Raw genomic sequence first — 24616 nt, forward strand, 5'->3', positions numbered from 1 at the left:
CTGGGGAGGGTGGCCGTGCAGGACATCATGCCGACCTGGGTGGGGGCGACCGCGAAACAGATCGCCCGGGGCGTACGCCGGGGCGACGTCTCCGCCACCCAGGTCGTGGCCGACCACCTGGACCACATCGCCCGGGTCGACGCCGACCTCGCCGCGTTCCGCGCGGTACGCGGCGGGGAGGCGATCACCGAGGCGGAGAAGGTCGACGAGCAGGAGGAGCTGGCCAACCTCCCCCTCGCCGGGGTACCGGTCGCGGTCAAGGAGAACACCGCCGTCGCCGGGCTGCCCACCTGGAACGGCTCCGCCGCCGTGCGTACGCCGGTGGCGGAGGCCGACCACGAGGTGGTCCGGCGGCTGCGCGGCGCCGGGGCGGTGATCCTCGGCGTGACCCGGATGCCGGAACTCGGCCTCTGGGCGCTCACCGACGACGAGACCGGGGTGACCCGCAACCCGTGGGACCCGCGGCGTACCCCCGGCGGGTCCTCCGGCGGCGCGGCCGCCGCGGTGGCCGCCGGCCTGGTGCCGATGGCCCACGGCAACGACGGCCTCGGCTCCATCCGCATCCCGGCCGCCTGCTGCGGTCTGGTCGGGCTCAAGCCCGGCCGGGGCGTGGTGCCCTGCCAGCTCGGCGCGGAGGACTGGTTCGGTCTGACCGAGCACGGGGTGCTGACCGGCACCGTCGGGGACGCGGTGGTGGGCTTCTCGGTGCTCGCCGGCCGCCGCCCGGACCGGCTGGAGCCGCCGCCCCGGCTGCGGGTCGGCGTCTCGCTCCGCTCGCCGGTGCGCGGCGTCTCGCCGGACGCGCCGAACCGGGACGCGGTCGCCGCCGCCGGCCGGCTGCTCGCCGCCGCCGGGCACGACACGATCCCGGCCGACCCGGTCTATCCGACCCGGCTGGGCCTGCAGGGCATCGCCACCTGGTTCGCCGCGGCCGCCGCCGACGTGCAGGCCGCCGGGCTGGCCCGACGCGACCTGCAGCGGCGCAGCCGCCGGCACGTCGCGCTGGGGGAGTGGGCGCAACGCCGGGGGTACGTCCGCGAGGCCGACCGGGCCGCCTGGCGCGAGCGGTCGGTGAACTTCTTCGGCGACCACTCGGTCGACCTGCTGCTCACCCCGGCGCTGGCCGGGCCGCCGCCCGAGGCCGCCGGCTGGTCCGGCCGGTCCTGGACGGCGAACATGAAGGCCAACATCCGGTACGCCCCGTACGCCGCGCCGTGGAACATCGCCGGGCTGCCGGCGATCGTGGTGCCGGTCGGCCGGCGTCCCGACGGGCTGCCCGTCGCCGTGCAGCTGGTCGGCCCGCCCGGCTCGGAGCTGCTGCTGCTCGGCGTCGCCGGTCAGTTCGAGCTGCAGGCCCCCTGGCAGCGGCACGCCCCCGGTTACCCCCGGGTCGTCGGAACGGGGTCACCGGCGGCCGCATGATCGTCTAGCGTGTGCGCACCTGCTGCGGACACGAGGACCGAATGCGCTGTCAGACCTGTGGCGACGAGACGTCGCCGCGCCTCAACGAGTGCGCGAACTGCCACACCCCGCTCGGGCAGCCACCGGTGACCCCGGGCATGACGACCTACCGGGTCGGTGGCCTCGGGCTCGCCGCCGCGGTCGCCGTCGGCGTGGCCGCCGTGCTCTATCTGATCGTGGCGCTCGTCCCGGTGGCGGGCGCGGCGATGGCCGGACGGGCGGCCCGCAACCGCAGTGCCGACCTGCTGCTGGGCGCCGTGGGGGTCGAGGTCCTGCTCGCGCTCATCTTCGGCGCGGCCTACGTGACCGCCGCCGTGCTGGTCATCATCTGGACCTGGCGGGCGCGGAAGAACATCGACGCCTTCCCCGGCGCGTTGCCGTCGCTCGGGGCCGGTTGGGCCATCGCCGGCTGGCTGGTGCCGTTCGCCAACCTCGTCGTACCGGCGCGGGTGATGGCCAACATCGCCCGGGACAGCCTCTGGCGGCGGCGGACCCCGGCCCTGGTGGTCGGCTGGTGGCTGGCCTGGCTGGTCTTCAGCCTGGGGGAGCGGCTGGTCAGCCGCATCGACGAGCGCGAGTACGCGCGACTGGTCGATACGCCCCGCACCGACGCCGAGTTCCAGGAGTATGTCGCCTTCTACCAGGGGGCGCTGGGCAGGCACCTGGTGCCGATGCTCGCCTGCCTGATCGCCGCCGTGTCGTTCGTCGTGCTGGTCCGGCGGATCTCCACCGCCCAGCAGCAGCGGATCGACCGCGCCGCCCCGGCCTGGCCGGTCGCCCCGGGCTGGTCCGGGCCGGGCTGGCCGGTCGGGCAGCCGACCCCTCCCCCGCAGCCGGCTCTTCCCCCGCAGCCGGCTCTCACCCCGCAGTCGGTGACCGCGCCGTCGCCGCAGGTACAGGCCGTTCCGACGGTGGCGTCGCCGCCGACCACGGGTGGGTCGGGTGGCACGATCGGGGCATGACGGAACTGGTCGGTCTCGCCGACGTACGGGCCGCGCGGGAACTGCTCGCCGGCGTCACGCGTACCACCCCGCTGGAGCCCTCCCGGCCGTTGAGCGCGGCGCTCGGCGGCCCCACCTGGTTGAAGTGCGAGAACCTGCAGCGCGCCGGGTCGTACAAGGTGCGCGGCGCGTACGTGCGGATCTCCCGGCTCTCCGACGCGGAGCGGGCGCGGGGCGTGGTGGCGGCCAGCGCCGGCAACCACGCCCAGGGCGTGGCGCTCGCCGCGGGCCTGGTCGGCACGCACGCCACCGTCTTCATGCCGGTGAACGCGCCGCTGCCGAAGGTCGCCGCCACCAAGGGGTACGGCGCACAGATCGAACTGGTCGGCAACACCGTCGACGAGTCGCTCGTCGCCGCGCAGACCTTCGCCGAGCGGACCGGGGCGGTGCTGATCCACCCGTTCGACCACCCCGACGTCATCGCCGGCCAGGGCACCGTGGCGCTGGAGATCCTCGAACAGTGCCCCGACGTGAAGACCATCGTCACCGGGGTCGGCGGGGGTGGCCTGATCTCCGGCATTGCGGTGGCCGCCAAGGCGCTGCGCCCCGACGTACGCGTGATCGGGGTGCAGGCGGCCAGCGCCGCCGCCTTCCCACCCTCGCTGCGGGCCGGCGAGCCGGTCCGGCTGCCCGCCTTCGCCACGATCGCCGACGGCATCGCGGTGGGCCGCCCCGGCGAGCTGACCTTCAGCCATGTCCGCAAGCTGGTCGACGAGATCGTCACGGTCGCCGAGGAGGACATCTCCCGGGCGCTGCTGATGCTGCTGGAGCGGGGCAAGCAGGTGGTCGAGCCGGCCGGCGCGGTCGGGGTGGCCGCGCTGCTGTCCGGTGCGGTCGAGGTGGAGGCCCCGGTGGTGGCGGTGCTCTCCGGCGGCAACATCGACCCGCTGCTGATGCTCCGGGTGATCGAGCACGGTCTCGCGGCGGCCGGCCGCTACCTGCGGGTGACGGTGCGCTGCTCGGACCGGCCGGGGCAGCTCGCCTCGCTGCTCAGCGAGATCGCCGAGCACCGGGCCAACGTGGTGGACGTGGAGCACCAGCGGGCCAACCCGCACCTGCGCCTCGGCGAGGTGGAGGTGGCGCTGTCGGTGGAGACCCGGGGCGTGGAGCACTCGGACACGTTGATCAGCGCGCTGCGGGCCAGCGGCTACCAGGTGGTCTTCGCCGGCGAGGGCTGAGCGGGCCGGGCGCTGCCCGCGACGCCCGGTCCGGCGTCCAACCCGGCCGGGACGTCGTGGCGTGGCCGGGTGGGGACGGAAGACGGGTCCGCCCCGACCGGCGGACGGTCGGGGCGGACGATGCAGCAGTCGGGTCCGACCGGCCTGTCAGCCCCGGTCGGGGTCGGGCCCGGGCCTGCCGGCGCGGGTCCGGATCCGGCGGTCAGCCGGAGAAGGGCTCGAACTTGACCACGGTCACCTTGATGTCGGCACCACTCGGGGCCGTGTAGGTGCAGGTCTGGCCCTCCCGGCCACCCAGGATCGCCTTGCCGAGCGCCGACTCGGGGCTGTAGACGGTCAGGTCGGTGGTGGAGGCGATCTCCCGGGAGCCGAGCAGGAAGGTCTCCGTGTCGTCGGCGTCGTCGTCGAAGTAGATCGTCACGACCATGCCGGGCGACACCACGTCGGCGGTGGGGGCCTCGCCGACCTTGGCGGTGCGGAGCAGCTCCTTCAGATAGAGGATGCGCCCCTCGGCCTTGCCCTGCTCCTCGCGGGCGGCGTGGTAGCCGCCGTTCTCCCGCAGGTCGCCCTCCTCGCGTCGGGCATTGATCTCGGCCGCGATGACCGGCCGGTTGGCGATCAGCTCGTCGAGCTCGCCCTGCAGGCGGTCGTACGCGTCCTGGGACAGCCAGGTGGCGGGCGCCTCGTTGTCATTGGTGGACACAGGCGGTCTCCTTGGTTGTGCGGACTGGCTGACAGGTGAACTACCAAGCTACCAGTGCGGGGCATGTCAGGGTGCCGTCGTTAACCCGGGGTGCCGGCTCCCCGACCCGGGGTGATGCGGATCGGCCCAGGTCAGCGCGGTGACGGTCAGGCCGCCGGCCGGCAGCGCAGCACCTCGCCGATGAACGGCCGGGCGGTGGTGGCCAGCCGGTGCGTGGTGGTGACCTGCCGCTCGCCGGGCCGGGCGGTGACGGTGACCTCTTCGTGGCCCACCTCGACGCCGTCGTGCGAGCGGGCCCGCAGCAGGCAGGTCGCCGAGCCGCCCGCCGGCACCCGGACCCGGAAGTCGATCACGACCTGCGAGTCGGTGACGTCCGTGTAGGTGATCACCTGGCCGTCGTACGTGGGGTCGCCGTACTGGTCGTAGAGGCGGGCCGCCATCAGGCCGAGGAGCGCGAGCACCACGGCCACCACCAGCACCAGCAGTGCCGGACGGCGGCGCCCGGGCTCGCGGCGGCGACCGTACCGGCCGGGCGGGAAGACCGGCGCGCCCGGCGGGACTGTGGCGTGCGTCTCGGTCACCGGCGGGTATCTCCTGGCGTTGTTGTCGGCGGCATCGGCAAGAATGGCAGAGTCCATCTTCCCAGCCCGGTGCTGAGCCAAGGATGACAGGTCGGCGATGACGTCGACCAGCCACTCCGGCGGCGTCGCCCGGGTGCGGGGAAGACACCGGCAGGTCAGCCGGCCGGGCCCGGGTCGGGTCCGTCGGCGGGCACAGACGAGGAGCGCCGAAGGTGGCAGAGCAGCTGCGTCTCATGGCCGTGCACGCCCATCCCGACGACGAGTCGAGCAAGGGCGCCGCGACCATGGCGAAATATGTCGCCGAAGGGGTGGACGTCCTGGTCGTGACGTGCACCGGCGGTGAGCGGGGCAGTGTGCTCAACCCCAAGATGGACCGGCCCGACGTGTGGGCCAACATCGGCGAGATCCGCCGGGCCGAGATGGACGCCGCCCGGGCGGTCCTCGGTGTCGACCAGGCCTGGCTCGGCTTCGTCGACTCCGGGCTGCCCGAGGGCGACCCGCTGCCGCCGCTGCCGGAGGGCTGCTTCGCCCTGCAGGACGTCGAGGTCGCGGCCGCCCCGCTGGTGCGGCTGATGCGGCAGTTCCGCCCGCACGTCGTCACCACGTACGACGAGGAGGGCGGCTACCCGCACCCCGACCACATCATGACCCACAAGGTGACCGTCGCCGCCTTCGAGGCCGCCGGTGACCCGGAGCGCCACCCGGAGCTGGGCGAGCCGTGGCAGCCGCTCAAGCTCTACTACGACATCGGGTTCTCCAAGGGCAAGATCATGGCCCTGCACGAGGGAATGCTCGCCGCCGGACTGCCCTCTCCCTACGAGGACTGGATCAAGCGCTGGGAGGGCCGCCCGGACAAGGGCCCCCGGATCACCACCCGGGTCGAGTGTGCCGAATACTTCCCGGTCCGCGACGACGCGCTGCGCGCCCACGCCACCCAGATCGACCCGGACGGCTTCTGGTTCCACGTGCCGATGGAGCTCCAGCGGCGTGCCTGGCCGACCGAGGACTTCCAGCTCGCCCGCTCGCTGGTGGACAGCCCGCTGCCCGAGTCGGACCTCTTCGCCGGGGTGCGCGAGACGTGCCATGCCCGCTGACCGGGCGGAGCGCTACGCTGGTGCCCAGCCGCACTACGGAGGAACACCATGCTGACCACCGTCCAGGTGCTCGCGGAGAACAACTTCGGTGACACCCGCACGGGCGGGCTGGCCGGGCCGATGGGTCTATTCCTCATCCTGCTGCTGGGCACCGCCACCGTCCTGCTGATCCGCAACATGAACTCCCGGCTGCGCCGGTTGCCCGACCGGTTCCCGGCTCAGGGTGGTGCGACGCCGGCCGATCGGGTCGAGGCGTCAGTCGCTGATCCGACAGACGGGACCGGAACGCAGGAATCACGCCCGAACGCTGCCAACGGCCCCCAGCAGCGGTGAAACGGGTGGTCCACGCGTGATTCACGGTGAAGCCGGTCGTCGCCCCCTGTTGCGACCACCGGCTTTGGCTTAGCCTTCCGCCGGGGGACCCAAAAGTCCCCGAGCCGTGCGCGGAAGGGGGGCGCCCGATGAGCGTCGTCGCAGCGACCGCCGACCGTGCCCTGTCGCCGCCGCCCGGGGTGGCTCCGTGACCCCCGCCCGGGACGACCATCCACCCCATCGGCCGGGCCGCCGCAGTACCTCGTTCCGGGTGCGGGTGCTGACCGCCGCCGTCGCGCTCACCGCCGTGGTCTCCGCCGTGGTGGGCCTGACCGTTCCGGCCACGCTCCCCGCCGACGATCCGCTGCCGGCGGTGGCCCGGTTCGGCATCGCCGTGGCCGCCTTCGCGGTCGCCCAGCTGGCCCGGCTCCGGTTCCGTACCGCCACCGGGATGGTGAGCATCACCTGGGGCGAGGCCGCCCTGATCGTCTGCCTCTATCTGGTGCCGGCCGGGTGGCTGCCCGCCGCCGCGCTGCTCGGCACCGGTGCGGCGTGGACCGGCATGTCGCTGCTCACCGACCGACGACCCGTGCCGGAACTCGTCCGGATCACCGGGTCGCTGACCGCGGCCACCGCGCTCGCCGTCGTCGTGGCCCGGGCGCTCGGCCAGCCGCTGCTCGCCGCCCCCACCCCGGAACTCGCCCTCGCCCTGGCCGCCGGCTCGCTGGCGTACCTCTTCGCCACCGCCTGGCTCGGCGCGGCGATCCTCGCGCTGCGGCTCGGGGTTCCGCCCGGACCGCCGCTGCTCGCGGCGCTGCGCGGCAAGCTGCTCATGTTCGTCGGCAACGTGGCCGTCGGCCTGCTGGTGGTCGCGCTCCTCGAGATCGACGCCCGCTGGCTGCTGCTCCTCCCGCCGCCACTGTGGCTGCTCCAGCAGACCTACCGGCACCGGCTCCGCGCCGACCAGGAGCGGCGCACCTGGCGGGCATTCGCGGAGGCCACCGCCGCCCTGAACCAGCTCGACGAGCGGGGCGTGGCCACCGCCGCTGCCGGCGGCGCGCTCACCCTCTTCGGTGCCGAACTGGTCGATGTGGACGTGGCCCGGGGCGACGACCGGTGGTGGCGCTACCGGATCGACGGCGGCGGTCAGGTGCGCGACCGGGAGATCGAGCGGCCGGCCGAGGCGGGCACCGGTGAGCACGAGGTGGTCCGGCCGCTGACGGTGGGCAGCGGCACCGTCGGCGCGCTGCGCGTGCGGTTCCCCCGATCGGCGCCGCCCACCGCCCGGGAGCGGGACGCCGTCGCCGCCTTCTCCGACGCCCTCGCCGCCGCGCTGCACGACGCGGCCACCCACCGTGAGCTGCGGCTGGTGACCGCGCGTTCGTCGTACGAGGCGGTGCACGACCAGCTGACCGGGCTGCTGAACCGGGCCGCGATGCTCGGCAAGGGTGACCGGGCCCTGCGGCAGCTCGCCCACGACCACCCGGTGGCGCTGCTGCTGCTCGACATCAACCAGTTCAAGGAGGTCAACGACACCCTCGGGCACGCTGCCGGCGACCAGCTGCTGCGGCTCACCGCCAACCGGCTGAGCGCGCTGGTCCGCCCCGGTGACCTGCTCGGCCGGCTCGGTGGGGACGAGTTCGCCCTGTTGCTCACCGCGGTCCCGGTGATCGGCGACCGGGCCGCCCCGGCGGCGTACGCGCTGCGCCAGGCCCGGGAGATCGCCGAGCGGCTCGCCGTGCCGACCGAGGTGGCCGGCGTACGGATGTCGATCGAGGTCGCCGTCGGGGTGGTGGTGGCCGACGCCGGCACCGCCGACCTGACGGAGCTGCTGCGCCGGGCCGACATCGCGATGTACCAGGCCAAGGAGGGCGGCGGCAACGTCGCCGCGTACGACAGCTCCCGCGACGCCGCCAGCACCGACCAGCTCGCGCTGCTCGCGGAGCTCCGGGAGGCGCTGGCCACCGACGACCAGCTGGTGCTGGCCCTGCAACCGGCGGTCGACCTGGCCACCGGCGCCCCGACCGGGGTGGAGGCGCTGATCCGCTGGCAGCACCCGCGCCGGGGCTGGCTGGGTCCGTCCGACTTCATCCGCCCGGTGGAGAACAGCGAGCAGCTCGGCGCCTTCACCCGGTACGTGCTGGACAAGGCGCTCGGCGTGGCGGCCGAGTGGGCCCGGGCCGGGCTGGACGTGCCGATCTCGGTGAACCTCTCGGCGCGGAGTCTGCTCGACCCCCGGCTGCCCGGCGAGATCGGCGACGCGCTGCGCCGGCACCAGCTGCCGCCGCACCGGCTCGTCCTGGAGATCACCGAGACGGTGGTGATGAGCGAGCTGGAGATCATCGACGAGGTGCTGGCGACGTTGCGCTCGATGGGCGTGCAGCTCGCCGTCGACGACTTCGGCACCGGCTTCTCCTCGCTGACCTTCCTGACCCGGATCGCGGTGGACGAGCTGAAGGTGGACCGCTCCTTCGTGATCCGGATGGCCGACTCGCCGGAGGCGGCGGCGATCGTCCGGACCACCGTGGGGCTCGCCCACGAGCTGGGGCTGCGGGTGGTGGCCGAGGGCGTGGAGACCGCCGAGCAGCGGACCGCCCTGGCCGAGCTGGGCTGCACCGCCGCCCAGGGCTACCACTTCTTCAAGCCGATGCCGGCGGACAAGATCGGCGCGGTGCTCGGGTCGCTGCTGGACACCGCACAGGGGAACGTCTTCCCGCTGCGCGCCGACGGCGCCTCCTGAAGAACCCGCCCCGTCGCGCCGTTCGGCCCGGAGGCCGCCACGGGCCCGGGTCGCGGCGCTGGCGGCGGCCACGCCCCGCTCTGCTGGTTCAGGGCGGCGGTGGCCTCCGCCAGTGCCGGCCGCCCGGTCCGGCTGCCGCCCAACCGGACCGGACGTCGCGGCGCGGGTCAGCCGCGGGCGCGACCTCGCCGACCACGGCGGGCAGCGCCGCCCAGTCGGCGGAGGCGACGCTGGCGTGCGCCGCCGCGAGCTGGGCGAGCCGGGCCCGGGCGGCGTCCGGGTCGGTCCCCACCGCCGGCGGGACGTTCTGCGCGTCGGTCATCACCAGCAGGTAGTGGTTGGTGTCGTACCAGGCGGTGTCGATGCCGCCGGTGACGTAGGCGGTGGCGTCGCCGTCGAAGAGGACGAACCAGGGACGCAGGGTGGTGTCCGCGTACCGGCTGCGCGGGTCGCCGGCCTGGGCGCGGTGCACGGCGGGGAACGCCTGCGCCCGCGACAGCGTGCCGGCCGCCGCCAGGCCGGCCAGGTAACGGGCGTACTCCACGTCGGTCCAGAGGGTGTCGGTGGGGTTGCCCTCCTCGACCGTGCCGGGGATCAACTCGACGATCACCCGGCCGGCGAGCTGCGCCCGGGTGGGCCACGCGTCGGCCCGGGCGGCGGCGTCGAGGTCGGCGTGGCCGCCGAGCAGGTCGGCGGGGCGGAACACCCGGTCACCGAGGCGGGCGGCGAGCAGCGCGTCGAGCTGTGCCGGCCCCTGCCCGGTACGGCTGCTGAAGCCGGTCTTCAGCTCCAGCTTGAGGATCACCGGGCCGGCGTCGGGATGCGCGCCCAGCCAGAGCCGGAGGTCGTCGAGGCAGTGCTCCAGGTTCTTGTTCCGGGTGCCGGTGTAGAGCTGGGCGGGGCTGGTGGCGGCGACGCAGTTGTTGTCGTTGCCCAGCGGGTTGGAGTGGCTGACCCGCCACTGCCGGGCGAGGACGTCCGGCCAGACGTCCAGCTCGATCAGGCCGGGCCGGGCGTCCAGGGCCTGGGCGAGGTAGGTGTAGGTGCCGCGTTCGTAGGTGTTGTGCGTGCCGACGGCGGTGGCGGCGGAGACCCGGGTGTCGGCCGGAACGGCGGCGGAGGCGCTGCCGGGGACCAGCAGGGACCCGGTGAGGGTGGCGAGGGCGAGCAGGGCGGGGAGTCTGCGCATGGACCGTCTCCTTCGGAGGGGCCGCTGCGGGGGCGGCCCGGCATGCGTCGATTTAAATCCACGAAAGTGAATACGAGAAGGCTGGCCGGCGGCCGGCCCGACGGGATGGGAAGTCGGGACGCCGACACCACCCGGGACGGGGCAACGTGAGCGCGGCGCACGTCCTACCCTCCATTGAGGGCGACTCATCGACGTCGCTCGCACGGTCCATCACGGGGAAGGACACAGCATGAGGTTTTCCTGGCGACGCTCCCTGCTCGCCGCTGCCGTCTCGCTCACGGCGGCCACCGCCGGCCTGACCGTCTCCGCACCGGCCGGGGCCGCTGTGCCGCAGAGCTGGACGTTCAACGTCAGCGGTGACCCGGGCGATCCCCTCACCCAGGGCGGCTCCTGGTCCTACAGCTCGACCGACCCGACCGCCGAGCGCAACCCGCTGGAGGTCGGCGGCGGCCCGGAGGCCGTCACCGCGATCATCGGCGACGACGAGAGCAACGTCTGGTATCTCAGCCTGGCCGCCCCGCAGGGGGTGCCGTTCCGGGCCAGCGACAGCTACACCGACGTCCGTCCGGCGGTGTACGGCTCGACGGCGGCCGCGATGGGCATGTCCAACAACACCCGGCGCTGCGACGACAGCGTCGGCTCGTTCGACATCGCAGACGCCTCCTTCGGCCCGTACGGCTACATCGAGCGGTTCGACGCGACGTTCGAGCTGCGGTGCGGCGGTGCCACCGGATCGGTCCGCGGGTCGGTGCACATCGCCAACCCGCCGCCCGCCCCCGCGCTTGACGTCACCTTCACCGTCGCTCCCAAAGCGACGGTCTCCAGCAGCGGGGTCGCCACCTTCCACGGCACGGCGACCTGCACCCGCGACACGATCGTCTACATCAGCGGCCGGGTGCTCCAGCAGCAGAAGAAGGGCGAGGTCGGCGCCGAGTACTACACCTCGGTAGCGTGCACCCCGGGCCAGCAGGTCTCCTGGTCGGGCGACACCCACGCCTACTCGACCAAGTTCGTCAAGGGGCCGGCGAACGTCACCAGCGAGGCGTATGTCCACGACGACATCTACGACGCCGACGTGACCAAGCGGGACACCTCCGTCATCACCCTCACCCGCTGAGCGGGAGGTGGCCGGCCCGGGCTTCACCCCGGGCCGGCCGCCTCGCTCCCGTCGTGAGGGCGGGCCGCGCCCGATATGGTCGTCGGGTGAACCGACTTGCCGACGCCACCTCGCCCTACCTGCTCCAGCACGCCGACAACCCGGTCGACTGGTGGCCCTGGTGCGACGAGGCGTTTGCCGAGGCCAAGCGGCGGGACGTGCCGGTGCTCATCTCGGTGGGCTACGCCGCCTGCCACTGGTGCCACGTCATGGCGCACGAGTCGTTCGAGAACGAGGCCGTCGGCCGGCTGGTCAACGACGACTTCGTGGCCATCAAGGTCGACCGCGAGGAGCGCCCCGACGTCGACGCGGTCTACATGACCGCCACCCAGGCGATGACCGGTCAGGGCGGCTGGCCGATGACCGTCTTCGCCACTCCGGACGGCACCCCGTTCTTCTGCGGCACCTACTTCCCCCGGGCGAACTTCATCCGGCTGCTCGACTCCGTCGCCACCGCCTGGCGCGACCAGCGCGACGCCGTGCTCCAGCAGGGCGCCGCGGTGGTCGAGGCGATCGGCGGCGCGCAGGCCGTCGGCGGGATCACCGCGCCGCTCACCGCCGAACTGCTCGACGCCGCCGCCGCGCAGCTCGCCACGGAGTACGACCGCAGCAACGGCGGGTTCGGCGGGGCGCCGAAGTTCCCGCCGCACATGAACCTGCTCTTCCTGCTCCGGCACCACCAGCGCACCGGCTCGGCGGAGAGCCTGGAGATCGTCCGGCACACCTGCGAGGCGATGGCCCGCGGTGGCCTCTACGACCAGCTCGCCGGCGGCTTCGCCCGCTATTCGGTGGACGGGCACTGGACCGTGCCGCACTTCGAGAAGATGCTCTACGACAACGCCCTGCTGCTGCGGGTCTACACCCAGCTGTGGCGGCTCACCGGCGACCGGCTGGCCCGCCGGGTGGCCCGGGACACCGCCCGGTTCCTCGCCGACGAGCTGCACAAGCCGGGTGAGGGCTTCGCCTCCGCGCTGGACGCCGACACCCAGGGCGTCGAGGGCCTGACCTACGTCTGGACCCCGGCCCAGCTGGTCGAGACGCTGGGCGAGGAGGACGGCCGCTTCGCCGCCGACCTCTTCGCGGTGACCGAGGAGGGCAGCTTCGCCCCTCATTCCGCCTCCGCGCCGCAAGACGGCACTCCGGACGGAAGGAGGGGCGTCGAGCACGGCACCAGCGTGCTCCGGCTGGCCCGGGACGTCGACGACGCCGACCCGGCCGTACGGGCCCGCTGGCAGAACGTGGTCGGCCGGCTGCTCGCCGCCCGGGACACCCGGCCCCAGCCGGCCCGAGACGACAAGGTGGTGGCCGCCTGGAACGGCCTGGCGATCATCGCCCTCGTCGAGTTCCTCCAGGTCGCGGCCCTCTATGCGAACCCGGACGACGAGGACGCGAACCTGATGGACGGGGTCGCCATCGTCGCCGACGGCGCGCTGCGGGACACCGCCGAGCACCTGGCCACCGCCCACCTGGTCGACGGGCGGCTGCGTCGGGTCTCCCGGGACAAGCAGGTCGGCGAGCCGGCCGGCGTGCTGGAGGACTACGGCTGTGTCGCCGAGGCGTTCTGTGCCCTGCACCAGCTCACCGGCGAGGGGCGCTGGCTGGAGCTGGCCGGTCAGCTCCTGGACACCGCGCTGGCCCGGTTCGCCGCGCCCGACGGCGGCTTCTTCGACACCGCCGACGACGCTGAGCGGCTGGTCACCCGGCCGGCCGACCCGACCGACAACGCCACCCCGTCCGGCCGCTCGGCCGTCGTCGCGGCGCTGGTCGCGTACGCGGCGCTGAGCGGGGAGACGCGCTACCGGGAGGCGGCCGAGGTGACCCTGTCGACCGTGGCGCCGATCGTCGGGCGGCACGCCCGGTTCACCGGCTACGCCGCCACCGTCGGCGAGGCGCTGCTCTCCGGGCCGTACGAGATCGCCGTGGTGACGGACGACCCGGCCGGCGACCCGCTGGTGGCGGCGGCGCACCGGCACGCCCCGCCCGGCGCGGTGGTGGTGGCCGGCCGCGGTGACCAGCCGGGCGTACCCCTGCTCGGTGACCGGCCGATGGTCGACGGGCGGTCCACCGCGTACGTCTGCCGGGGTTTCGTCTGCCAGCGGCCGGTGACGTCCGTCGACGACCTGGTGGCGCAGCTGCGGGGCTGACCGGCGGGCCGCGTCCCGGCGGGTGAGCGCGCGGGCGGCCCTGCCGGTCCGGTCGCCGGGCTTGCGGATAGGCTGGCGGCGCTATGGACGCCCGTACCGGACTCCCTGTCGTCGGCATGGTCGGCGGTGGCCAGTTGGCCCGCATGACCCACCAGGCCGCCATCGCCCTCGGCCAGTCGCTGCACGTCCTGGCCCTCGCCCCGGACGACGGTGCCGCGCTGGTCGCGGCCGACGTCCAGTACGGCGACCACACCGACCTGGCCGCCCTGCGCACCTTCGCCAAGAGCTGCGACGTGGTCACCTTCGACCATGAGCACGTGCCCGGCGAGCACATCCGCACCCTCGCCGCGGAGGGCGTGAAGCTCTTCCCGCCGGCCGAGGCGCTGCTGCACGCGCAGGACAAGCGGGTCATGCGGGAGCGCCTCGGTGCGCTGGGTGCGCCGAACCCGCGCTGGCGGCCGGTGGCCGAACCCGCGGAGCTGGTCGGCTTCGGCGACGAGGTCGGTTGGCCGGTGGTGCTCAAGGCGGCCCGCGGCGGTTACGACGGCCGGGGCGTCTGGATGGTCGAGGATGCCGCGCAGGCCGCCGAGCTGGCCGCGACTCTGCTGGCCGGCGGCACCCCGCTGATCGTGGAGGAGCGGGTGGCGCTGCGCCGGGAACTGGCGGTGCAGGTGGCCCGCTCGCCGTTCGGGCAGGTCGCCGCCTATCCGGTGGTGGAGACCGTGCAGCGGGACGGGATCTGCGTGGAGGTGCTGGCCCCCGCGCCCGGACTGGCGGAGGAGCTGGCCCTGGCCGCCCAGCAGCTCGCCATCGACCTGGCCACCGCGCTCGGTGTGGTCGGCCTGCTGGCCGTGGAGCTGTTCCAGACCGACGCCGGGCTGGTCGTCAACGAGCTGGCCATGCGACCGCACAACTCGGGGCACTGGACCATCGAGGGTGCCCGCACCTCGCAGTTCGAGCAGCACCTGCGGGCGGTGCTCGACTATCCGATGGGGGACACCTCGCTGGCCGCGCCGGTGGTCGTGATGGCGAACGTGCTCGGTGGCGAGCCGGGCGGCATCTCGATCGACGAGCGGCTGCACCACCTCTTCGCCGCCGAGCCGGGCGCCAAGGTCCACCTGTACGGCAAGCAGGTGCGTCCGGGCCGCAAGATCGGGCACGTCACGGTGCTCGGTGACGACCTGGACGACGTACGGGCGCGGGCCGCGCGGGCGGCCCGTTGGCTGCGCGAGGGATGTCAGTGAGCGCGAGGAGTGAGCTTGCGAGCCCCGCAGTCGCGAACGGAAGGGAGACCGGCATGAGCACCGTCGGCATCATCATGGGCAGCGACTCGGACTGGCCGACCATGAAGGCCGCCGCCGAGGCGCTGGACGAGTTCGACGTCCCCTACGAGGTGGGTGTGGTCTCCGCGCACCGCACCCCGACCAAGATGATCGAGTACGGCCGCTCCGCCGCGGACCGCGGCGTCAAGGTGATCATCGCGGGTGCGGGCGGTGCGGCTCACCTGCCCGGCATGGTCGCCTCGGTCACCCCGCTGCCGGTGATCGGCGTGCCGGTGCCGCTGAAGTACCTGGACGGCATGGACTCGCTGCTGTCGATCGTGCAGATGCCCGCCGGGGTGCCGGTGGCCACGGTGTCGATCGGCAACGCCCGCAACGCCGGCCTGCTCGCCGTCCGCATCCTCGCCGCCGCCGATCCGGCGCTGCTCAAGCGGATGACGGACTTCCAGGCGAGCCTGGAGGACCTGGTCGCCGAGAAGGACACCGCCCTCCGCGCCTCCCTCGGCTGACCGTCCGTTTCATCTCATGCCGCGCAGGGCGGTCTGCAACCGTTCCTGGGCGCGGCGGCGGCGCTCGTTGCTCGCCCCCAGCACCAGCAGCACGAAGCCGACCGGGATCAGCACCAGCCAGGGACCGAGGCTGAACAGCGCGTGCACCGCCGCGACCGCGGTGACCGCGGCACCGACGATCACCGGTGCCTGCTGCCGGCTCATCGAGCCGAAGATCAGCACCGCCACCGCGCCGAGCAGCAGCAGCACCTGCCGCAGCATGGTGGAGTCGGTGGCCAGCACGAGCGCCAGGGTGGGCACGAAGCCGGCGAGCAGGGCCGGGCCGTACGCCACCCAGCTCGACAGGTCGGGCCGGTGACGCAGTTCGATCACGCCGACCAGCAGGGCGAGCACGGCGAACGGCAGCGTGTACGCCTCCGGCAGCGCCACGTCGGCGACCCGCATCAGGATCCACCAGGCGCTGATCTCACAGGCCACCACCGACCAGAAGAGGATCTGGCGTTCCATCGGCCGGCGGCCCGGCCGGGTGGCGGCCACCCCGAGCACCGCACCCCAGGCGGCCAGCAGCGCGGCGATGTGCCGGGGCGAGTCGTAGGCCAGGGCGAGGGCGAAGAGGGCGGCGGCGTAGCCGCTCCACTCCACGGTGGCCGCCTCACGCTGGGCCTCCGGGCGGCGCAGCCGCGGCAGGGTGGCGGCGAAGACCTGCAGGACCGCCCCCACGGCCAGCACCCCGAACGCCGACCAGACCGCCGCCAGCCCGAGCACCAGCCCGAGGGTGAGCACGAACAGCTCGGCCATCAGCGAGGCGAAGAGCCAGCCGAGGATGCGGGCCCGCTGGGTGGTGCCCAGCAGCGCGGCGACGATGCCCACGGCGACCGCGCCGCCGAGGGTGAAGAGGGTCAGCTCACGGGTGGCGAGGCTGCCGGCGAGGCCGGCACCGCCGGCCGCCAGCCCGATCACGAAGACCAGCACCCGGGCCACCCGCAGCGACCGGGCCGGCTCGGCCAGGGCCGGGGGCGGGGTCAACGCCAGCCCGAGCATCGAGAGGGTGAAGACGGCCAGCCCGGCCAGCGCGCTCTCCGGCCAGCCGTGGCCCAGCGCCACCGGCGTGATCAGCAGGGTCACCGCGGCACCGGGCAGCACCACCGGCACGGCCCGGGAGCGCCGCCCGCCACTGAAGCCGGTGGCGGCGAGCGCGGCGGTCACGGTGAGCAGCAGCGCGGTCAGCACGTGCGTGGGGTCGACCGCGTCCGGCGGTGGGGTGAGCAGCTCCGGTGGCGGCCCCTGCCAGACCCGGGTGATCGACCGCATCGGCGCCACCAGGGCGAACAGCAGCGGCGGCGCGAGTGAGGCCAGTGCCAGGACGGTGGGCAGCGCCGCCGCGGCGAGCGCTCCCGCGGCGGGGCTGACCCGCCAGCGCAGGTCGTCGGCGTCCTCACGGCGCAGTGCCCCGTCCAGCAGCACGGACCAGCGCCGTACCGGCTGGGCGGACCCGAGCGGGGTGCCGTCGCGGCCCGGACCAGCTCGGCGAGGACGCCGAGCAGGCCGCCGCGGCGGCGTAGACGCCGGACGGCAGCCCGGTGGCGATCGCCGCCACCGCGCTGACCGTGGCGCCACCGACCACCGCCACGCTGGCGTACGGAAGGTATTGCGGCACCTGTCGGCGGACCGCCGCCACCGCGGCGAGGCCGAGGCCGGAGGCGGCGAGCGCGGCGGTGAGGATCACCTGCGGCGGGCGGCCGAACTCGGCGGCCAACGCGGCGACCGCCCCGGGGAGCGTGAGCAGGGCGGCACCCGCCGCCGCGCCACCGACCTGCGCCAGGTGCGGCGGCATCCCCTCGGTCCGGAGGTCCTCCACCAGCGGCGGGGCGAGCACCCGGGCCAGGGTGGCCACCACGATCCCGATCAGCGCGATGCTGCCCAGCGCCAGCGCGGTGGTCCACGGCCGGACCAGCCCGGCACCCGCGGCGTGCAGGGCGACCACCCCGGCCACGGTGACCCGGGACAGGGCCGCCCGCGGGTCGACCGCCGCCACCGCCGCCATCCCGAAGATCGTGGCGACCATGGCACCCACCAGCACCGGCGACCACCACGGCAGGTCGAAGGCGGCGGGGGCGCCGATGGTGGCCAGCACCACGGCGGCACCGGACACGTCGTACTTCCACGGTGCGGGCAGCAGGACGCCGGCGGTGACGGCCAGCAGCACCAGCGCCACCGGTGCCTGCCAGGTGGCGCCGCCGGTCGGGGCGGCCGGCCAGCCGGTGAGGTCACCGGCCCAGATCGGGCCGGGTGTGGCCAGCACGCCGAAGCCGCCGCGCAGCGCGGTCCAGCCGGCGATCAGGCCGATCAGGGTGCCGCCCACGGCGATGCCGAGGATCGGGCCGCGCCGCCACTCCTCGGGCATCGCCCGGGCGGCGACCGCGACCACCAGGACCAGCGCGGCGGCCACCACCAGCTGACCGCCCGGGGTGAGAACGGCGGTGATCCGGACCAGGGTGGCGATCAGCGCCGCGGTGGTCGCGGCGGCGGCCAGGTCGGACCCGTCCAGCGCCGCGTCGGAACGGCGGCCGGCGTCGATCCGTGGGGCCAGCGCGAGCAGCACGGCGGCGAGCAGCAGCAGGGCGCTCACCCAGGCGTCGGCGGCGGTGGCACCCGGTGCCCCGAACCCCGCCGCGCCGACCGCCACCACACCCAGCACCGTGCCGACCGCGTGCGGCACGCTGAGGGTGCCGCTGCGCCACCTGGAGGATGGCGGCGTACCCGAGGGTCACGCAGACGCCGAGGAAGCTCGCGGCCAGGATCGGGACGGTGACCTCGCGCAGGCTCGCCGGGGTGGGCGTCGGGTCGGTCGGCACGGTCGCCGCGACGAACGCGGCGACCGCCCCGGGCAGCGCGAACGCCGCCCCACCGGCCGCCCAGCCGGCGACCGTCTCGGCCGCCGTGGCGGCGAGCCGGACCCGCGGCGCCTGCGAGACCAGGGCGCCGGCGAGGAAGAGGACGGTGAGCACGGCGGCGGTCGGCGCCGGCCGGGCGAGGGCCGCCCCGGCGCCGAGCAGGCCGAGCGCCGCCGCGCTGAGCGCGTGCACCAGCGCGGAGCGTTCGGTACGCGCCGACAGCCCCAGCACGCCGATCGCCACCGAGGTCAGCACCATCGGCCAGCACGCCGTGGCCCAGCCCAACCCGAAGGAGGCCGGTACGGCCAGCGCGGTCAGCGCCGCCCCGACCACCGCGAACTCCCGGCGGATCTCCGGCGGCAGGGCCAGCACGGCGGCGACGGTGAGCAGGAAGGCGCTGGCGGCGAGCTGCCAGGCGGCCGGCCGACCGCGTCGGCCAGTACGCTGTGCCAGCGGTCCAGGTCGGCCGACCAGGCGGGCCGCGCGGCGCGTACCGGGGCGAGGCCGGCGCGCGCCCCGGCCACCACCAGCCCGCTCACGGTCAGCGCGATGGCGGAGGCGACCTGCGGTCCGCGTCGGGCGGCCTCCGGCACGGCCCGGACGGCCAGCCCGACGAGGGTGATCACGGCCGCGATGAGCAGCAGCGACCGCCCCGGGAAGGCGACCGAGGCGATCCGACCCAGCGCCCCGATGACCGCCAGCGTGACGATGCCGGCGCCGACGTCGGGCAGCGGCGGGCGGCGCAGGGCCAGCGTGCCGGCGAGCCCGACCAGGGCGGCCAGCACCAGCACCGTCCCGGCGCCGGTGGCGGCCGGCACGGTGGCGGCCCGCAGCAGCGCGGTCACCGCGTACGCCAGGGCGAGCGCGACGGCCACCGCGTGCAGCAACCAGGTCAGCTCGGCCAGCCACGGCACCGGGCGGGCCCGGCCCGGCGCCGGTGCCTCGGTGGCCGGGCCGAGCACCTCGCCGGACTCCTCCTGGTCGGCCTCCGGCCGGGCGTCGGTGGCCCGCTGCCGGGGCGGGACGGGTGCGGGCGGCGGGGTGGGCAGGTCCCGGCGGGCCGGCGGCTCGACCACCACCGCGGTACGGGCCAGCCCGAGGTCGAGGACGGCGACCGCGGTGAGCACCAACGCCCACCCGGCCGGCCCGGTGATCCGGTCGTACGCCAGCAGCGGTAGCACCGGCTGGGCGGCCACCACGGCGGCGAACCGGGGTGCCCGCAGCCCGGTGAAGCGGGCGTAGCCGAACGACACCACCGTGGTCACCAGGAAGATCGACCCGGCGAAGACCGCGCCGGAGGCGCCGCCGCCACCGATCCGGTCCACCGCCCAGAGGGCGTACCCGGCGAGCGGCACCAGCAGCAGGCCGACCGCGGCGATCGTCTCGGCGGTCGAGGTGAGCCCGCGCCGGGCCAGTACCGGCGGGGCGAGCAGCATGAGCACGGTCGCGACGACCAGGACGGCCAGCCGGGCGAGGGCGTCCATCGAGCTGGTCGCCACCGCCGCGAAGACCACCGCGGCCACGCCGAGCAGCAGCGCGCCGAGGCCGAGCGGGATGTTCTGCACCTCGCGGGAGGACGCCTCCGGCGGGTGCTCGGGGTTGTCGACGTCGATCCACTGCGGGTCGGTGGGCGGTGGTGGCGGCGGATCCTGGGGGCCGGGCGGCGCGGTGCCCTGCCGGGGCACCCGGGGCGGGGCACCGGTGGTGGCGGTGGGCGGGCGGCGACCGGGGCGGCGGCGCAGCACCCGGCGGGGACGGGTGGCCTGCTTGACGCGTTCCTCACCGGCGTGCGCGAGGATGTCCCGCTGGAAGAGGGCGGCCTGCATCTTGGCGGCGATCTGCCGTTGCTCGCGGGCGATCTCGGCGTCGCGTGCCTTCAGCTCCGCGATCGAGCGTTCGATCTCGGCCACGTGCTCGGCCCACTGCGGCTGGTCGGCACCGCAGTGCGGGCAGACGACGGCCGGCTTGATCTCCCGCCCGCACGAGGCGCATCTGAAGGTCTGCACGACACCCCTCCGTCCGGCCGGCCCGCACTGTGGACCTCCACTGTCGAAGCATGCCCTGCCCGGGCGCGGATTTCGACAGTTGCGGGCGCGTCAGGGGCAAACAAAAAGCGACGGCCGGCCATGGAACGTCGTCCACGGCCGGCCGTCGCCGGTGTCGTCGGTGGGTCAGGGGCGGCCGAGGCCCCGGTACTGCCAGCCGGCCTGCGTCCACAGTGTCGCGTCGAGGCAGTTGCGGCCGTCGACCACCCGGCGGCCCCGGGCCAGCTCGCCGAGGGCGACCGGGTCGGCGTTGCGGAAGTCGGCCCACTCGGTGAGCACGCAGACCAGGTCGGCGCCGGTGACGGCGTCGGCCATGCTCTCCTCGTACGCCAGGTCCGGCACCGCCCGGCGGGCGTTCTCCATGCCCTGCGGGTCGTACACGTGCACGTCGGCGCCGGCCTTGCCGAGCAGCGAGGCGACGGCGAGCGCCGGGGCGTCGCGGACGTCGTCGGTGTTCGGCTTGAAGGTCGCGCCGAGCACCGCGATCCGGGTGCCGGAGAGGTCCGGGCCGGCCGGGCCGGAGCGCCGGCCGAGCAGCTCGGCGGCGAGCTGGACCACCCGGGTACGGCGGCGCAGGTTGATCAGGTCCACCTCGTGCAGGAAGCGCAGCGCCTCGCCGGCGCCGAGCTCCTGGGCGCGGGCCTGGAAGGCGCGGATGTCCTTGGGCAGGCAGGCGCCGCCGAAGCCGAGACCGGCCTGCAGGAAGCGGTTGCCGATCCGGGGGTCGTACCCGATGGACCGGGCCAGCTGGGTGACGTCGCCGCCGGCGGCCTCGCAGACCTCGGCCATCGCGTTGATGAAGGAGATCTTGGTGGCGAGGAAGGCGTTCGCGGCGACCTTGACCAGCTCGGCGGTGGCGAAGTCGGTGACCACCATGGGGACCTCGCGGTCCTCGGTGGCGGCCAGGTCGAAGACCCCCTTGTGGGCGGCGTAGAGCATGCCGTTGGCCCACTCGCTCTTGACGCCGACCACGATCCGGTTGGGCCGGAGCACGTCGTCGACGGCGAAGCCCTCCTGGAGGAACTCGGGGCTCCACGCCACCTCGACGGCCAGGTCGGCGGGGGTGTGCTTGTCGACCAGCTGCTCGACCCACTCGGCGGTGCCCACCGGGACGGTGGACTTGCCGACGATCAGCGCCTTGCGGGTGAGGTGCTGGGCCAGGCCGGTCACCGACGCCTCGACGTACGACAGGTCGGCGCCCATCCCGTCGGCGCGCTGCGGGGTGCCGACGCAGATGAAGTGCACGTCGCCGAAGTCGGCGGTCTCGGCGATGTCGGTGCTGAACCGCAGCCGCCCGGCCGCCAGGTTGCGGCGCAGCAGTTCGTCCAGGCCGGGCTCGTGGATCGGCACCTCGCCGGCGTTCAGCTTGGCGATCTTGTCCGCGTCGACGTCGAAGCCGAGCACCTCGTAGCCGAGTTCGGCGTAGCAGATGGCGTACGTCGCGCCGAGGTAGCCGGTGCCGAGGAAGGTCACCCGGGGCCGGGGCGCGCCCGAGGGCGGCGTCACCGCGGCGATGGCCGGCATCGGCTGGGTGTTCGGGTACGGGATCGTCACGCCTGTCTTCTCCGCTCGCACTGGCGGCGCTTCGTTGCGTCGCAATCGGCTGGGGCGCCATGGCCGGGCGCCGAGGGAAACTCTGTCGTCTTCTGAGGGTAGTTGTGCCGTGTCGACGTCTCTCGTGCGCGAGCCTACCCGCCGGTAACGTCCGGCCGGGGCCGGTGGCTATCCTTCAGTCTGCGGCAGTCGGCGGCCTCCGGGCGCCACAGACTGCGCATGATAGCGGTGAAAGGGGATGGCCGACATGGCCGCAGAGCAGTCGTTCGACGTCTACCGGTTGCCCGAGGAGCACGACGCGATCCGGGAAGCGGTCCGTGAGGTCTGTGCGGCGAAGGTCGCCCCGCACGCCGCCGAGGCGGACGAGACCGCGACCTTCCCGAAGGCGTCGTACGACGCGCTGCGGGCCGCCGACTTCCACGCCCCGCACATCCCCGTCGAGTACGGCGGGGCCGGGGCGGACGCGCTGGCCACGGCCATCGTGATCGAGGAGGTGGCGCGGGCCTGCGCCTCGTCCTCGCTGATCCCGGCGGTGAACAAGCTGGGCACCATGCCGCTGATCCTCGCCGGCTCCGAGGAGCTGAAGCAGAAGTACCTGACCAAGGTCGCCTCCGGGGACGGGATGTTCTCGTACTGCCTCTCGGAGCCGGAGGCGGGCAGCGACGCCGCGTCGATGACCACCCGGGCGGTGCGGGACGGCGACCACTGGGTGCTCAACGGCGTGAAGCGGTGGATCACCAACGCCGGCGAGTCGGAGTACTACACGGTGTTCGCTGTGACCGATCCCACTGCCCGGTCGCGCGGCATCTCCGCCTTCGTGGTCGAGAAGTCCGATGCCGGCGTCAGCTTCGGTGCCCCGGAGAAGAAGCTCGGCATCAAGGGCTCGCCGACCCGGGAGGTCTATCTGGACAACGTCCGGATCCCGGCCGACCGCATGATCGGCGCGGAGGGCACCGGCTTCGCCACCGCGATGAAGACCCTGGACCACACCCGGGTCACCATCGCCGCCCAGGCCGTCGGCATCGCCCAGGGCGCGCTCGACTACGCCAAGGGGTACGTCCAGGAACGCAAGCAGTTCGGCAAGGCGGTCGCCGAGTTCCAGGGCATCCAGTTCATGCTCGCCGACATGGGCATGAAGCTCGAGGCGGCCCGGCAGCTCACCTACGCCGCCGCCGGCAAGTCCGAGCGGGGCGACGCCGACCTGACGTACTTCGGCGCGGCCGCGAAGTGCTTCGCCTCGGACGCCGCGATGGAGATCACCACCGACGCGGTGCAGCTGCTCGGCGGCTACGGCTACACCCGCGACTACCCGGTCGAGCGGATGATGCGGGACGCCAAGATCACCCAGATCTACGAGGGCACCAACCAGGTGCAGCGCATCGTCATGGCCCGTCAGCTGCTCAAGGGCTGACCGGGCGGGACGCGTTCGGGCGGGCGGGCCGGGTGCTCCGGCCCGCCCGCGCGGTCATCGGGTCCCGGTGGTGTCGTCGGATCGGGTGGTGGCGCGCGGTGGCGCGGACCACGGCGACTCGCCGCCGGTGCGGCGGGGCAGGGGTTCGGTGGGGGTCTGGTCGGGATAGCCGAGGCTGACCGGGCTGCTGTCCCGCTCGTTCTCCGCGCCCGCCGGGGGCCACTCGGTGAGCGAGAAGGTGTTCTCGATCGGCTTGTCGGACGAGGTCAGCTCCGCCTCGGCCGTGGGCCGTCCGGGCCACCGACGCCAGCGCTGTGCGCTGAACGCCGCCATCAGCAGCAGTACGCCGATCAGGAAGACCGTGCCGTTCTCCACCGGCTGGCGCAGCGGCAGCGGGTCACCGAGCACCTTCCAGGTGTCGGGGATCCGGTCCCGGACCGTGAACGGCGCGACGAACATCCCGACGTACGGGGTGATCAGCAGCAGTCCGGCGACGACCGGACCGAGCGGTGAGACGCGCAGCGTGCCGAGCAGGCCGAGCAGGATGCCGGCGACGCCGAGGTAGACGGCCGGCTCGATCAGGTTGGGTGTGCTGTACGTACCGAGCTCCACCCAGCGGTGCACGGTGCGAGCCGACCCGTCCTGACCGAGGGTGACCAGCACCCAGGTGACGGGCGCCACCACCAACCCGGCGAGGAAGCTCCAGAGATGTCGCATCCGCGCACCGTACCGTTTCCGGCATGACAGATCACCCCTCCGCCCCGCAGGGCAAACCCACCTCGTACTCCCGCGTCACGCTGAGTCGCATCATGACTGCGGTCGATGTCAACCTGTACGGGACCGTGCACGGCGGGGTGCTGATGAAGTTCGTCGACGACGTGGCCGGGGCCGCGGCGGCCCGGCACAGCGGCGGCACCGCGGTCACCGCCTCGATCGACGAGATCGTCTTCTCCGAGCCGGTCCGGGTGGGTGACCTGGTGCACGCGCACGCCCAGGTGAACTGGACCGGGCACACCTCGATGGAGATCGGGGTGCGGGTGGTCGCCGAGCGCTGGGACTCGGCCGAGGACGAGCCGGTCCGGGTGGCCACGGCGTACCTGGTCTTCGTGGGCGTCGACGTGGGCGGCGCGCCGCGGGCGGTCCGGCCGGTGCTGCCGGAGACCGCGGAGGACGAGCGGCGGTTCCGGGAGGCCGAGATCCGCCGCGCCCACCGGCTGGCCCGCCGCCGCGCCATCCAGGCGCACCGGGCCGGCTGAGGAGGCCGACCCACACAGCGGGCGGCCGGGGGGTGTGGGGTGGGCACGCCCCTCCGGCGGCACCCGGTGCGGACAATGGCCTGGCGAGGTAGGGCAAGATGGCGCCAC

At 74.3% G+C, this 24616-nt stretch carries 17 protein-coding genes and 1 pseudogene; 12 read left to right on the forward strand and 6 right to left on the reverse strand.

All coding sequences use genetic code 11. The features are described 5' to 3' along the window. Window positions 1–9 precede the first annotated feature (9 nt). The 3 genes from MRQ36_RS17745 to ilvA are packed head-to-tail and all read left to right on the forward strand — an operon-like array spanning window position 10 to window position 3640. Window positions 10–1422, forward strand: coding sequence for an amidase (locus MRQ36_RS17745; protein WP_242796942.1), 1413 nt, complete (start codon window positions 10–12; stop codon window positions 1420–1422). Window positions 1423–1463: 41 nt separating this feature from the next. Next, window positions 1464–2423, forward strand: coding sequence for a DUF4328 domain-containing protein (locus MRQ36_RS17750; protein WP_242796944.1), 960 nt, complete (start codon window positions 1464–1466; stop codon window positions 2421–2423). Next, complete coding sequence (gene ilvA, locus MRQ36_RS17755) at window positions 2420–3640, forward strand: threonine ammonia-lyase (RefSeq protein WP_242796946.1); 1221 nt, start codon at window positions 2420–2422, stop codon at window positions 3638–3640. Before MRQ36_RS17750 ends, ilvA begins: the two co-directional genes overlap by 4 nt. 202 nt (window positions 3641–3842) lie before the next feature. Here the strand turns inward: ilvA and greA are convergent, their stop codons facing one another. Beyond that, window positions 3843–4343, reverse strand: coding sequence for a transcription elongation factor GreA (gene greA / locus MRQ36_RS17760; RefSeq protein ID WP_242796948.1), 501 nt, complete (start codon window positions 4341–4343; stop codon window positions 3843–3845). A gap of 146 nt (window positions 4344–4489) precedes the next feature. Continuing rightward, complete coding sequence (locus MRQ36_RS17765; protein WP_242796950.1) at window positions 4490–4924, reverse strand: DUF4307 domain-containing protein; 435 nt, start codon at window positions 4922–4924, stop codon at window positions 4490–4492. Between the two features lie 212 nt (window positions 4925–5136). Here MRQ36_RS17765 and mca point away from each other — a divergent pair, with 212 nt between their 5' ends. The 3 genes from mca (at window position 5137) to MRQ36_RS17780 (ending at window position 9070) form a co-directional block, all read left to right on the forward strand. Further along, window positions 5137–6018 carry a mycothiol conjugate amidase Mca gene (gene mca, locus MRQ36_RS17770; protein ID WP_242796952.1) on the forward strand — a complete coding sequence of 294 codons (882 nt, stop codon included), beginning with the start codon at window positions 5137–5139 and terminating at the stop codon, window positions 6016–6018. A 48-nt stretch (window positions 6019–6066) separates the two neighbouring features. Continuing rightward, complete coding sequence (locus MRQ36_RS17775) at window positions 6067–6351, forward strand: hypothetical protein (protein WP_242796954.1); 285 nt, start codon at window positions 6067–6069, stop codon at window positions 6349–6351. A 250-nt stretch (window positions 6352–6601) separates the two neighbouring features. Further along, entirely contained in the window at window positions 6602–9070 is a 2469-nt protein-coding gene (locus MRQ36_RS17780) for a bifunctional diguanylate cyclase/phosphodiesterase (RefSeq protein WP_242801194.1), read from the forward strand. 88 nt (window positions 9071–9158) lie between these two features. Here MRQ36_RS17780 and MRQ36_RS17785 read toward each other — a convergent pair whose 3' ends face one another. Beyond that, window positions 9159–10259, reverse strand: coding sequence for a phosphatidylinositol-specific phospholipase C domain-containing protein (locus tag MRQ36_RS17785; protein ID WP_242796956.1), 1101 nt, complete (start codon window positions 10257–10259; stop codon window positions 9159–9161). Window positions 10260–10488: 229 nt separating this feature from the next. Between MRQ36_RS17785 and MRQ36_RS17790 the strand changes: the two genes are divergently transcribed. From MRQ36_RS17790 to purE, 4 genes are all read left to right on the forward strand, one after another. Then, window positions 10489–11376, forward strand: a complete 888-nt coding sequence (locus MRQ36_RS17790) for a hypothetical protein (protein ID WP_242796958.1) — start codon at window positions 10489–10491, stop codon at window positions 11374–11376. A gap of 86 nt (window positions 11377–11462) precedes the next feature. Continuing rightward, on the forward strand, window positions 11463–13559 hold the full coding sequence (locus tag MRQ36_RS17795) for a thioredoxin domain-containing protein (protein WP_242796959.1): 2097 nt from the start codon (window positions 11463–11465) through the stop codon (window positions 13557–13559). A gap of 83 nt (window positions 13560–13642) precedes the next feature. Further along, window positions 13643–14803, forward strand: a complete 1161-nt coding sequence (locus tag MRQ36_RS17800; RefSeq protein ID WP_242796960.1) for a 5-(carboxyamino)imidazole ribonucleotide synthase — start codon at window positions 13643–13645, stop codon at window positions 14801–14803. A 53-nt stretch (window positions 14804–14856) separates the two neighbouring features. Further along, a complete protein-coding gene (gene purE / locus MRQ36_RS17805) occupies window positions 14857–15348 on the forward strand; it encodes a 5-(carboxyamino)imidazole ribonucleotide mutase (protein WP_242796961.1) in 492 nt (163 codons plus the stop codon). A gap of 9 nt (window positions 15349–15357) precedes the next feature. On the opposite strand, the pseudogene MRQ36_RS17810 reads toward purE, so the two are convergent. Beyond that, window positions 15358–20248, reverse strand: a pseudogene (locus MRQ36_RS17810) (SCO7613 C-terminal domain-containing membrane protein). 165 nt (window positions 20249–20413) lie between these two features. Continuing rightward, window positions 20414–21841 carry a UDP-glucose/GDP-mannose dehydrogenase family protein gene (locus MRQ36_RS17815; protein WP_242796962.1) on the reverse strand — a complete coding sequence of 476 codons (1428 nt, stop codon included), beginning with the start codon at window positions 21839–21841 and terminating at the stop codon, window positions 20414–20416. Window positions 21842–22088: 247 nt separating this feature from the next. Between MRQ36_RS17815 and MRQ36_RS17820 the strand changes: the two genes are divergently transcribed. Further along, complete coding sequence (locus tag MRQ36_RS17820; protein WP_242796963.1) at window positions 22089–23252, forward strand: acyl-CoA dehydrogenase family protein; 1164 nt, start codon at window positions 22089–22091, stop codon at window positions 23250–23252. Between the two features lie 54 nt (window positions 23253–23306). Here MRQ36_RS17820 and MRQ36_RS17825 read toward each other — a convergent pair whose 3' ends face one another. Next, the gene (locus MRQ36_RS17825) at window positions 23307–23969 is read right to left on the reverse strand and encodes a hypothetical protein (RefSeq protein WP_242796965.1); all 663 of its coding nucleotides are present in this window, start codon (window positions 23967–23969) and stop codon (window positions 23307–23309) included. 23 nt (window positions 23970–23992) lie between these two features. On the opposite strand from MRQ36_RS17825, the gene MRQ36_RS17830 reads away from it, so the two are divergent. After that, window positions 23993–24508, forward strand: a complete 516-nt coding sequence (locus tag MRQ36_RS17830) for an acyl-CoA thioesterase (RefSeq protein WP_242796967.1) — start codon at window positions 23993–23995, stop codon at window positions 24506–24508. Window positions 24509–24616: the final 108 nt, after the last annotated feature.

This window comes from Micromonospora sp. R77 (assembly GCF_022747945.1).
GTDB lineage: Bacteria > Actinomycetota > Actinomycetes > Mycobacteriales > Micromonosporaceae > Micromonospora.

What these genes read in the sequence shown, in the direction of transcription:
- MRQ36_RS17750 (WP_242796944.1), top strand. Translation starts at nt 1,464, where the DNA reads ATGCGCTGTCAGACCTGTGGCGACGAGACGTCGCCGCGCCTCAACGAG.
- ilvA (WP_242796946.1), top strand. Translation starts at nt 2,420, where the DNA reads ATGACGGAACTGGTCGGTCTCGCCGACGTACGGGCCGCGCGGGAACTG.
- MRQ36_RS17775 (WP_242796954.1), top strand. Translation starts at nt 6,067, where the DNA reads ATGCTGACCACCGTCCAGGTGCTCGCGGAGAACAACTTCGGTGACACC.
- MRQ36_RS17785 (WP_242796956.1), bottom strand. Translation starts at nt 10,259, where the DNA reads ATGCGCAGACTCCCCGCCCTGCTCGCCCTCGCCACCCTCACCGGGTCC.
- MRQ36_RS17790 (WP_242796958.1), top strand. Translation starts at nt 10,489, where the DNA reads ATGAGGTTTTCCTGGCGACGCTCCCTGCTCGCCGCTGCCGTCTCGCTC.
- MRQ36_RS17800 (WP_242796960.1), top strand. Translation starts at nt 13,643, where the DNA reads ATGGACGCCCGTACCGGACTCCCTGTCGTCGGCATGGTCGGCGGTGGC.
- purE (WP_242796961.1), top strand. Translation starts at nt 14,857, where the DNA reads ATGAGCACCGTCGGCATCATCATGGGCAGCGACTCGGACTGGCCGACC.
- MRQ36_RS17820 (WP_242796963.1), top strand. Translation starts at nt 22,089, where the DNA reads ATGGCCGCAGAGCAGTCGTTCGACGTCTACCGGTTGCCCGAGGAGCAC.
- MRQ36_RS17825 (WP_242796965.1), bottom strand. Translation starts at nt 23,969, where the DNA reads ATGCGACATCTCTGGAGCTTCCTCGCCGGGTTGGTGGTGGCGCCCGTC.
- MRQ36_RS17830 (WP_242796967.1), top strand. Translation starts at nt 23,993, where the DNA reads ATGACAGATCACCCCTCCGCCCCGCAGGGCAAACCCACCTCGTACTCC.